The organism is Streptomyces sp. 4F14, from assembly GCF_048159485.1.
In the GTDB taxonomy this organism is placed as follows: domain Bacteria; phylum Actinomycetota; class Actinomycetes; order Streptomycetales; family Streptomycetaceae; genus Streptomyces.
The window spans coordinates 71,669-82,511 of the sequence record NZ_JBLRVY010000029.1 but is presented as its reverse complement, the minus strand read 5'-3'; the positions used below and the strand labels follow the sequence as shown (position 1 = coordinate 82,511).

8 protein-coding genes are annotated in these 10,843 nt (G+C 70.6%); 1 reads left to right on the top strand and 7 read right to left on the bottom strand.

The genetic code is table 11. The annotated features are described in order from the left end of the window. Positions 1–5: 5 nt before the first annotated feature. From ACLZOT_RS38250 to ACLZOT_RS38220, 7 genes are read right to left on the bottom strand one after another with little or no spacing between them, the layout of a single operon-like run. A complete protein-coding gene (locus ACLZOT_RS38250; protein ID WP_416973758.1) occupies positions 6–971 on the bottom strand; it encodes a Gfo/Idh/MocA family protein in 966 nt (321 codons plus the stop codon). A 4-nt stretch (positions 972–975) separates the two neighbouring features. Continuing rightward, complete coding sequence (locus tag ACLZOT_RS38245) at positions 976–2,712, bottom strand: B12-binding domain-containing radical SAM protein (protein WP_416973757.1); 1,737 nt, start codon at positions 2,710–2,712, stop codon at positions 976–978. Between the two features lie 49 nt (positions 2,713–2,761). After that, positions 2,762–4,489, bottom strand: a complete 1,728-nt coding sequence (locus ACLZOT_RS38240) for a B12-binding domain-containing radical SAM protein (protein ID WP_416973756.1) — start codon at positions 4,487–4,489, stop codon at positions 2,762–2,764. Further along, positions 4,482–6,170, bottom strand: coding sequence for a beta-ketoacyl synthase N-terminal-like domain-containing protein (locus tag ACLZOT_RS38235; RefSeq protein WP_416973755.1), 1,689 nt, complete (start codon positions 6,168–6,170; stop codon positions 4,482–4,484). Before ACLZOT_RS38235 ends, ACLZOT_RS38240 begins: the two co-directional genes overlap by 8 nt. Next, the gene (locus tag ACLZOT_RS38230) at positions 6,167–7,123 is read right to left on the bottom strand and encodes a glycosyltransferase (protein WP_416973754.1); all 957 of its coding nucleotides are present in this window, start codon (positions 7,121–7,123) and stop codon (positions 6,167–6,169) included. The genes ACLZOT_RS38235 and ACLZOT_RS38230 overlap by 4 nt, the downstream gene beginning before the upstream one ends. A 5-nt stretch (positions 7,124–7,128) precedes the next feature. Continuing rightward, a complete protein-coding gene (locus ACLZOT_RS38225) occupies positions 7,129–7,404 on the bottom strand; it encodes an acyl carrier protein (protein ID WP_055724057.1) in 276 nt (91 codons plus the stop codon). 32 nt (positions 7,405–7,436) lie between these two features. Further along, a complete protein-coding gene (locus ACLZOT_RS38220) occupies positions 7,437–9,338 on the bottom strand; it encodes a KedN5 family methylcobalamin-dependent radical SAM C-methyltransferase (protein WP_416973753.1) in 1,902 nt (633 codons plus the stop codon). 480 nt (positions 9,339–9,818) lie between these two features. On the opposite strand from ACLZOT_RS38220, the gene ACLZOT_RS38215 reads away from it, so the two are divergent. Next, positions 9,819–10,817, top strand: a complete 999-nt coding sequence (locus ACLZOT_RS38215; RefSeq protein ID WP_416973752.1) for a PIG-L deacetylase family protein — start codon at positions 9,819–9,821, stop codon at positions 10,815–10,817. The last annotated feature ends 26 nt before the right edge of the window (positions 10,818–10,843 follow it).

The window sequence follows — 10,843 nt, the reverse complement described above, 5'->3', positions numbered from 1 at the left end:
GTCCGTCACCCGCCCTGCGGCAGGGGCTCCGTCACGGTCTCGGCGCTCCGGTAGGCGGCCTCCACGACGAGCTGGACGTCCAGGGCGTCCTGGGCGGTCACCCTCGGGTGCGGGGTGGGGGCGCCCGTCGCCAGGTCGAAACAGGCCGAGATCGCGGCGAGTTCGGGCCGTCCGCCGGCCGTTTCGACCGTGCCGTCCGCCCGGCGCAGTTCACCTCGGCGCAGGTCCAGGACGTGGTCGCCGTCCGCGGTGGTGACGGTGACCGAGGTCTCCAGTCGGCGCGCGGCCCGGTCGATGCGCAGGGTCGCCGGCAGGCCCTGGAACGACAGGTCGAGCCGGACCCGTTCCTCCACGCCGGGCCGGTCGACTTCGCACGCCTCCACGTCCGGCGCTCCGAACACCGTCATGAGGAGGTCGAGGGCGTGCGGCCCGAGGTCCAGGAGCGCGCCGCCGCCGGCCCGTCGCGCGTCGCCGTACCAGGGGGTGAAGGCCCGCCACACCCGGTTGCCGGGGGTGGCGAAGGAGAAGTCGACGCGCTGGGCGCCGGGCCGGGCCGCGTCGGCGAACGCCGTCAGCAGCGGATGGAAGCGGAAGGGCATGTTCACGCCCAGCAGCTTCCCGGCCGCCGGATGGGCCGCCATCCGGCGTGCCTCGTCCACCGTGGCGGCGAGGGGCTTCTCGCACAGCACCGCGATGCCGGCGTCCAGCGCGGCGAGGACCGGCTCGGCGTGGGCGTCGTTGGGTGTGCAGACGCTGATCAGGTCCGGTCGTGTCTCGTGGATGAGGCGCTCGACGGAGGTGCCGGTCCATACCTGCGGGCGGTCCGCCGTCAGTGAGCGGGCCCGTTCGACGTCGGTGTCGACCAGGCCCACCAGTTCCATGGCGTCCCGCTCGTCGGCGCAGGGCAGGTGGTAGCGCTGGAAGACCCTGCCGCAGCCGGTGGCCGCGTAGCGGATGCGCTGAGGGGTCATCGCCTCAGCCCCTCACCTGGGCGAGGGCGTGCTCGCCGCACGCCTTCGCCGTCTCGACGACGAAGTCCGGGAAGGTGTGGCCGAGGTGTTCGCGGTCGTACGCGGTGATCATGGCGCGCAGTTCGGCCTCCAGCCGGTCGGCGAGTCCGGGCGGGTTCTCGTCCGCGAGGAGCAGCCCCGCGTTGAGGAAGGCGACCAGCAGCCCGGCGAGCCCCTGGTCCCAGCTGCGCAGCCGGCCCAGCAGGGGGCGCAGGGACGCGGCGCCGGTGCCGCGGCGGGCCCGGACGGCGTCCGCGATGCTCTGCGCGAGGAACGGGACCTCGTTCTCCTTGCGGTCGTTGATCTCGGAGGAGACCCGGCTCCAGGCGGTCCACAGGTGTTCGACCCGCTCGTCCTCGACGCGGTAGTCGCGGCGGGCGTGCCGCAGCACTTCCCAGGCGGCGCCTTCGACGCCGGGGATGTCGGGCTCCTCGTACCGGGTGGCCTTGTCGTAGATCTCGGTTCCGCGCAGGGCGATGGCCCGGTTGATCAGGAAGAACGGGTTCTCGCTCTCGTGCACCCGGGCGGCCACGATGAACTTGAGGTTCTCCCAGAGCTCGTCGAGGGTCGTGCCCGGTTCGATCATGATCCAGCCGGGTTCGAGTTCGATGCCCTCCTGTTTGAAGAGGCGGGCGGCGTCGAAGTTGTACTCGGCGGTGGTCCCCTTGCGGAACCGCTTCATCATTCCGGGCGAGCCGCTCTCCATGCCGAGGAGTGCCAGGTCCATGCCGGCCCGGCGCAGGGTGCGCAGGGCCTCGCGGTCGATGAGGCCGGTGTCGACGCGGAACTCGCAGTGGAAGGTGAGTTTCAGGCCGCGGCGCAGGATCTCCTCGGCGAAGCCGACGGCGTGGTGGTAGCCGGCCTGGAAGGCGCCGCCGAAGTTGTCGTCGTTGAACCACAGGAACCGGGTGCCGAACTCCCGTTGCAGGTACTCGATCTCGTCGACCGCGTCCCCCACGGGCCGTACCCGCCAGGGCCCGTCCACGACTCCAGGCTGCCTCGGCGCGTAGCAGAAGGTGCACTTGGCGTGGCAGCCCCGGCTGGTGTAGGTGGAGGCGCGCGGTGTGGGGATGCCGTTCTTGCGGTGGTGGATGAGCAGGTCCCGGGCCGGCCAGGGCTCGCGGGCGAGGTCGGGGAGCTTCGGCGGACCACTGCTGCGCACCCGGCCCTCCTGCCAGAACCACAGCCCCGGCACACCGTGCCAGTCACGCCCCGCCGCCAGACACTCCATCAAACCTTCGACCGTCAGCTCGCCCTCCCCGAAGGCCACACAGTCCGCCTCCGGGATCCGCTCCGCGATCAGCTTCGCGTTGTACGTGCAGAACGCCCCGCCGATCGCCACGAACACCGACGGATCGGCCTCGCGGACACAGCGCAGCAACCGCACCGCGTCGACGATGTGCAGGTCGTACATGATGCTGATCCCGACGAACTTCGGCCGCTCACGCCGGATCAGGTCGATGATGACCTCGTCGCTGGGGTTGCGCCCGTGCAGGTTCAGCGCCCGTACCGAGTAACCGCACCCCCTCAGGTGACCGGCGATGCAGGCCACCCCCAGGTTCTCCCGGACCCGCTTGTAGAACAGGCGCATCGCCGGGTCGAGGGACAGGTACTCCTCGTCGTTGATCAGGACGTTCTGGTTGTTCAGGCTCGCGGCGCCGGTGGGGATCTCCCGAGGCGTCAGCAGGACCACATCCGCCATGACCGGTCTCCTCTCTCGTCTTCACGTGCGCGTCCCGGCACCGGCCGGGTCAGCCGGCCATGGCCTGCTCTCCGCACAGCCTCTTGGTCTCTTCGACGAACACCTGGTAGGGCTCGCCCAGGACCCTGCGGTCGTAGGCGTCGACCAGGGTGCGCAGCTCGGCTTCGAGCCGTTCGGCGAGCCGCGGCGGGTTCTCGTCCGCGAGGAGCAGCCCGACGTTGAGGAAGGCCACCAGCAGGTCGGGCAGGCCGTCGGCCCAGCCGCGCAGCCGGCTCAGGAGCGGGCGCAGTCCCTGTTCCCCGCGGGCCCTGCGCGCCCTGGTGGCGTCGACGATGTTCTGGGCGACGAAGGGCAGTTCCTCCTTGCGGTCGGCGACCTCCGCGCTCACCGTGCTCCAGGCCGCCCACACGTCCTCGACCCGCGGATCGGGGATGCGGTACTCCCGGCGGGCCTCCAGCAGGACGTCCCTGGCGGGCCCCTCGACGCCCGGGAGTTCCGGCGGGGTCGGGTCGGCGATCTTGTCGTACATCTCGGTGCCACGCAGGGCGATGGCGCGGCTGATGAAGGAGAACGGGTTCTCGCTGACGGCGATGTCGGCGGCCACGATGAACTTGAGGTTCTCCCAGAGTTCGTCGAGGGTCGTGCCCGGCTCGACCATGATCCAGCCGGGTTCGAGTTCGATGCCCTCCTTCTTGAACAGGCGGGCCGCGTCGAAGTTGTACTCCACCATGGTTCCCTTGCGGAACCGTTTCGCCATCGTCGGGGCCCCGGTCTCCATGCCGAGCAGCGCGGAGGCCATGCCGGCCCGGCGCAGGGTGTTCAGTGCTTCCCGGTCGATGAGGCCGGTGTCGACGCGGAACTCGGAGTGGAAGGAGATGTCCAGGCCCCGGCGGATGATCTCCTCGGCGAAGCCGACGGCGTGGTGGTAGCCGTCCTGGAAGGCGCCGCCGAAGTTGTCGTCGTTGAACCACAGGAACCGGGTGCCGAACTCCCGTTGCAGGAACTCGATCTCGTCCACGACGTCGACCGGCGAACGGACCCGCCAGGCGTTCCCGGTCGTGACGCCCGGCGCCCGGGGCACGTAGCAGAAGGTGCACTTGGCGTGGCAGCCCCGGCTGGTGTAGGTCGACGCCACGGGGGTCGGGATGCCGTTCTTGCGGTGGTGCACGAGCAGGTCCCGGGCCGGCCAGGGCTCCCGGGTGAGATCGGGGAGCTTGGGCGGGCCACTGCTGCGCACCCGGCCCTCCTGCCAGAACCACAGCCCCGGCACACCGTGCCAGTCACGCCCCGCCGCCAGACACTCCATCAAACCTTCGACCGTCAGCTCGCCCTCCCCGAAGGCCACGCAGTCGGCTTCGGGGATGCGTTCGGCGATGAGTTTGGCGTTGTACGTGCAGAACGCCCCGCCGATCGCGACGAACACCGAGGGGTCGGCCTCGCGGACGCAGCGCAGCAGCCGTACGGCGTCGACGATGTGCAGGTCGTACATGATGCTGATCCCGACGAACTTCGGCCGTTCACGCCGGATCAGGTCGGTGATGACCTCGTCGCTGGGGTTGCGTCCGTGCAGGTTCAGCGCCCGTACCGAGTAGCCGCACCCCCTCAGGTGGCCCGCGATGCAGGCCACGCCCAGGTTCTCCCGGACCTTCTCGTAGAAGAGGCGCATCGCCGGGTCCAGGCGGAGGTACTCCTCGTCGTTGATCAGGACGTTCTGGTTGTTGACACTGGAGAATCCGGTGAGGATCTCCCGTGGTGTCATCAGCACCGCGTCAGCCATCCGTACTCCACTCCCTGCGCCCGGCCGCGCCCCCTGTCAGGAGGAACGCGGCGTTGTTGCCGCCGAACCCGAAGTTGTTCACCAGTACGGAACGAATCCCGTCGCAGGGCTCCGGATCGCGCAGCACCCGCACATGCCGCGCGTCGAGGGGCTTGCGCAGCCCGGGGGTTCCCGGAAGCACCTGATGGCGCAGGGCCCGGACCGCCGCCACGACACCGGGGAACACCGAGGCGTGCAGCAGATGGCCGGCCGCCCCTTTGTACGAGCTGACCGGGACGCCCCGCCAGTCGTGCTCGGCGCCGATCTGGTCCAGCGCCAGCAGTTCGGCTTCGTCGCCCTGCCGGGTGCCGGGGGCGTGGGCGTGGACGTAGTCGACGGTGGTGAGGCCGGCCATGGCGAGCGCGTCGCGTATGCACGCGGCGCCGATGTGCGCGTTGAGCCGGCTGATGCCCTGGCCTGCCACCCGGCAGGAGATGCCGCTGAGCGTCGCCAGGGGCGGGTGTCCCCGGGCCGTGGCGCGCTCGGCGGTCTCCAGGACGATCACCCCGGCGCCCTCGCCGACGGTGACGCCGGAGCGGTTCTCGTCGAACGGGCGGGCGGCGGTCGTGCTGGTCGCGCGCAGCACGTCGAGGCAGGCGTAGTCGTAGGCGTTGAGGGAGGACACGCCGGTGACGAGGGCCGTGTCCGCCAGGCCGCAGAGCAGCCATTCGCGGGCCATGGCCAGGCCGAAGGCGCCCGAGGCGCAGGCGTGGGCCATCAGTACCGCGTCCGGTGGGGCGACGCCCGAGCCGTCGGCGTCCCAGTCGGGTTCCACGGCGATCTCGTCGATCCGGGGGGCGTCGGCGGCCTGCGGGAGGTGCGGGACCACTCCCGCCGACACCAGCAGGGTGCGGCCCGGTAATTCGTCGAGTCCGGCTTCCCGCAGTGCCTCCGCGCGTGCCCGGTGCAGCAGCGCGCGGCGGGTCGGGCTTCCGGGTGGCGCTTGCGTCGGTGTCTGGCACACCGTGCGGCTGCGGAAGCGGGAGGCGTCGAACCGGGTCAGTTCGGACAGTTCCCGCCGGCCGTCCAGCAGGCCCTGCCAGAACGCGGTCCCCCCGTCGCCGAAGGCGGTGACCAGGCCGGTGCCGGAGACGACGACGGACGGTACTCCGGGTCCGGCGGGCCGGGGGGCGCGGGCGCCGTCGGCGGTCACCGGGACGGCCGTGACCCGGTAGCCGTCCTCGTGCGGGGCCTGCGCGACCTCGCACACGACCATCGCCTCGTGCAGCCCCGCCGCCACGGCGCCCCACGCCCAGCGCACCGCCTGGAGGGTGGCCGCGCGCGGGCTGATCAGCACATGGCCCGCGCCGTTCCAGCCGCCGGCCTGCGCCAGTTCCTGGAGCAGTTGCGCCGGCTCGGGGGTCATGGCCTCGGAGGGGCGCAGTCTGCGGCCCCCCGCCTCGGCCTCCACGCACCGGCCGACGTACTGGGAGGTCGCCGACACGCAGTAGTCCGTGGCGGCCATGATGACGGGTACATCGCCGCGCAGGTGCTCCAGCGCCGCCGACAGCACCTCGGTGAAGGCGGTGGACAGGGACTCCCGGGCAGGGAGGACGGACAGGTCCCGCCGGGCGCGCAGGCCCTCCAGCGACCGTGGCGCCGTACCGCCCACGGTGACCGTGCCTGCCTTCGGGCGCGTCATGACGCCGCCGTTCCGGGGGCCAGGGCGGGGTCCGCGGGGCCGAGCCGGGCGGCCAGTTCATCGAGGGGGAGCCGGCCGGCGAGGAAGGGGCCGACGTCCGCGAGGCGCGGGTCCCCGTGCCGGTCGGCGACCTGCCGCCAGAACCTCGGCAGGAGGTCGCCGGTGTCCCGGCGGGCCGTCGGCAGGTGGTAGGCGGTCGTGTCGATCAGGTCGAAGGAGGCGCCCGCGGCGGCGAGCCGCAGTCCCAGTTCGAGGTCCTCGCCGCCCCACAGCTGTCCGTAGTGCTCGTCGAAGCCGCCGGCCTCGTCGAACGCCGTGCGCCGGACGCTGGTGCTGGTGCCGATGCAGCTCAGCCAGCGCAGCGGGGCGTACTCGGGCGAGCGGGTCACCTGCCGGGCGGTCCGCTCGATGAACGAGCGGCGCAGCCCGAACAGGGCGACGGCCGTGTCGAGGCGGGCGACGGTGGCGGGCTCGATCGTGCGGCCGCGGGCGCCGGTGAGGGCCGTGTGCAGGGGCCGGGGTTCGGGGGTCAGCGCGAACGCGGACAGGTCGGTGACGGCGCCGTGCACCACGGTGGCACCGGCCCCCCGGTGGGCGGCGAGATGCGCCTCCAGGAGCTCCGGCGCGGCCAGGGTGTCGTCGTCGAGGAAGAGCAGGAGGTCCCCGCGGGCCAGCCGGGCCCCGGTGTTGCGCGCGCAGGCCACCCCGCGTCCGCCCGTGACGGCCTGCCGCAGCGGCAGGTCCGCGGGAAGGGCGGACAGCACTTCTTGCACCGCGCCGCGCTCCGGTGCGTCGTCGACCAGGACGACTTCGAACCGCTCACGGTCCAGGGTCTGGTGGCCCAGGGCCGTCAGGGTGAGCAGGAGTCGGGTGGTCCGGTCGCGGGTCGGGACGACCACGCTGACCGCCACCTGCCCGGGCGTTCCGCCCGGACGCGCGGCTGCCGGTGTCATGGCGGTCACGTCAAGGTGCGGCTCTCGCCGACCTTCTGCTGGAGGATGTAGGTGGCGAGGCCCTCGATGGAGAAGAGCGTCTCCTCCGTCAGGTCCTCGTCCTCGAAGACGACGTCGAACTTCTCCTCAAGGATGAGCAGGTACTCCAGGGCGTCGAGGGAGCTGAACCCGTACTGGTCCACGAGGCTGGCGTCACCCTCCTGGGGTGCCGGCCGGTGCTCGCCCTTGGTCATGCCCGCCGCTATCTCGTGGAGGTCCCGTATCAGCCCGGCGCGGTCCATCGTCTCTCGTCTCCCGTGATGAAGGATCTCGGTCAAACCTTGGTGAACTGCTGGTCGAGCTGCTGCTCGGTCAGCGCGCGGAAGCGGTCCATGCGGAAGTAGTGCTGGAGGTCACCGCCGAACTCGGTCCGGTAGTAGAAGTCCTCGGTGTGGCGTTCGGGCTCCGTGCTCACCGTCTCGCCGCGCCGCAGGGCGGCGATCAGCCGGGGCACGGGGTGGGTGAACTCCGTGTCGCTGCGCAGGTACCAGTTCTCGCCGTGCCGGGTGACGACCGAGAGGTCCTCCTCGGGACCCGACCCGTCGGGCAGCATGCGGACCGGCTGGCACAGCAGGTCGTAGCGGAACACCTCGTCGAGGACCGGCAGCAGGTGATCGGGCAGCGCGGGGCGCATGGCCTCCTCCCACCACTGGCGCAGCAGCCGCTTGGTGAGCAGCCGCCAGACGTTGGGGTCGACGAGTTCGCTGGCGGAGCTCGCGGGCCTGGCCACCGCGTGCAGTTCCCTGGCCTCGGGGTCCTCGCTCTTGTCGATCCAGTCGGAGAAGCTGAGCAGCACCTGTGACTGGGGGACGTCGGCGAGGGAGCGCAGGGCGACCCAGATGTTGTGCAGGAACAGGCTCCGGGCCAGGACCCGGTTCCAGCAGATGAAGCGGAGCATGCGCTCGTTGTCGGCGAGTGTCATCGTCCGGTGGGAGAGCACGTAGTCGAAGTCGTCCTGCTCGCCGCGCACGGTCACCAGTCCGTGGACCTCGCGCTTGTCGTGGTACTCGGTGTTCGGCAGCAGCATCAGGGGGTGGACCGCGATGAACGGTGTGTGCTGTGCCGCCCGGTCATAACCGTCCAGGAACGAGGCGACCGTTTCGCCCGGCGCCCCCCAGATCAACTCCAGATAGGGGGTGATGCCGTGGTCGGTGAGCCAGGCGACGAGGCTTTCCCAGTCGTTCAGCTTCATGTTCCGCCGGCGCATGAGGTCCAGCACGGAATCGTCCATCGTCTGGAGGGCGAGGATGAACGCGCTGTGCATCCCTGAATCTTTCATCTTCTCCATGATGCGGTAGAAGCCGGGAGACTTGTTCTTCGCCCAGGAGGTTTCCAGCCGCTTCGGGAACCCGTACTTTCGGCGTACCCGGAGCATGTCGTCCAGGAATTCCTCGTCCTGGCGCAGGAGCCCGAAATTGGAGTCTGCGAGCATCAGGATTTCCGCGCCGTGCCGTCCCAGGAGTTCGAGTTCCTCGCGCAGCCGCTCCCGGGAGAACGCCCTGATCTTCTGCCCGGTGGCGCCGCCCCAATAGCAGAAGGAGCACTTGTACGGGCAGCCGCGGTTGGTTTCCATCAGCGCGTAGTCGTAGCGGAAACCGCCCTTGTCGCCGGCCAGCGGAATCGCTCCGGTCAGAATGGGGGACGGCAGGATCTCCAGGTCCTGGATGCGCTCGCGTTCGGGGGTGGTGACCAGGTTGCCGTCGGCCTCGCGGAAGGAGATGCCGCCGACCTCGTGGAGTTCGTCGCGCCGGGCGCCGTCGAGGTGGGCGTTCATCAGGTCCCGGAAGATCAGCTCGCCCTCGCCGTTGACCACCACGTCGACCTGGGGGTACATGCGCAGGACGCGTTCGGCCTGGTAGGCGACGTGGTTGCCGCCGAAGACGACCCAGCCCTGCGGGTTCATCTGCTTGAAGGTCTCCGCGAGGGTCCCGAAGGCGCGGAAGTTCCAGCCCAGGACGGAGAAGCAGAGGATGTCGGGACAGCCGTCCCGGATCAGGTCCCGGGCCATCGCGTTCAGTCCGGCGTCGCCCGGATAGTTCCTGATGGAGATGTCCATACGGCGCCGAATGCGGTCGTCCGCTTCGGCGTACGCCTTGAGGTAGCCGATCGCCAGGGGCATGGAGGCGGCGGAATTCCCCCAGACTCCTTGCTGAACAAGCAGTACGCGAGTCTCCATTCCCTTGCCTCGTCCCCTAATCGCCCGACAGGCCAAATCGCACTTTGAGGCTACAGCAGAAGATCCCCGGCGCAATGGGGCGTCCGGAACCGGCCCGTCGGCATGGCCAATTCCCTGTCACTCACACGTGTTCGGCCATGCCGACGGCCCGATGAAGGTCACCGTCCGGGCCGGATCACGCCGCTCGCCGAACCTCCGGGGACAGGGGTGCTGACATGGGAGATTCACCGTGCCCGCACAGGAACGGACCCGGCCACCACCGGGGCCCGGGGAGAGGTTCCGAAAATGATCTATGCAGCGAAATGAATGACCTGAAATCTATCGTCCCGATGGTTACCGAAGGCGAATATGATCATCTTAGAACGGTATTTTCAGCCACCTGTTACCCCATTTTCTGCCGCTTCGGATCAGGCTCTGGGCGCGCGGGAAGACGATCTGTATGCTCCGGCCGTACGGAGTAGCCGGAGTTATCGGAGTCACATGACGGAGATTCCTGACACGTGGTCCCCGACGGCCCTGCCGCATGTGGAAACAGCGGACGGGCAGCTCCGTTTCCTGGGGCGTCAGGTCGAGGGGTGCGGCCCTGTGTCGGACCGTGACGCCGCCCTGCTGTCCCGCTGCGACGGCAGCCGGCCCCTCGACGGCTTCTCCCCGGCGGACCGCGAGACCATCGCTCTGTGGCGCCGGCACGGCCTGCTGCTCATGGCGCCCCCGCCCATGCCCGGCCCTCAGCCCACCGAGCCCGCGGTGATCGTGTCCCCGCATCCGGACGACGCCGCGCTGGCCCTCGGCGGGACGGTGGCCCGCGAGGGCGCCCGGTTCCTCGACGTCTTCAGCGTCGAGACCTGGACCAAGGACCCGTACTACGCCGAACGCCCGGCGTTGACCCGGCGCCTGCTGCTGGACGAGGAGAATGTCGCCGCCCGTGTGCTGCGTGCCCGCGTGGAGCTGCTGGGGTTCGTCGACGCCGCCGACCGCGACCTCAGACGGGACGCGTTCTTCACCGACCCGCCCTGGTCCGACGGGTTCGCGCGGGAGGAACCCCAGCTCTTCGACGCCCTCCTCGAACGGCTCGCCGCCCTGCTGGCCGGCGCCGGCCCGCTCTACGCGCCGCTCGGCGTCGGCGGCCACGTCGACCATGTCGCCTGCCGGGAGGCGGTGCTGGAACTGGCCCGCACCGGCCGGCTCGCCGCGGACCGGGTCGCCTTCTACGAGGACCAGCCCTACTCCCTGTTCTCCCGCGCGGAGGAGACCGCGAAGAACCTCGGCGCGCGCCTGGCCGAGCGGGGACTCGGCGGACTGCGCCCGAAGCTGCTGCCCATGGACGACGAGGCGGCGCTCACCAAGTGCGAGGCGCTGGGCGCCTACCGCATCCAGGTGCGCAAGGGCATCGTCCGGCGCGTCCACCGGCACGGCGTGCGCCTGGCGGAGGGCTCCGGGTTCCCGGCCGCCGAGCGGATCTGGCTGATGCGCCCCTGACCTCCGACAAGCGACCGCTCTGTGAA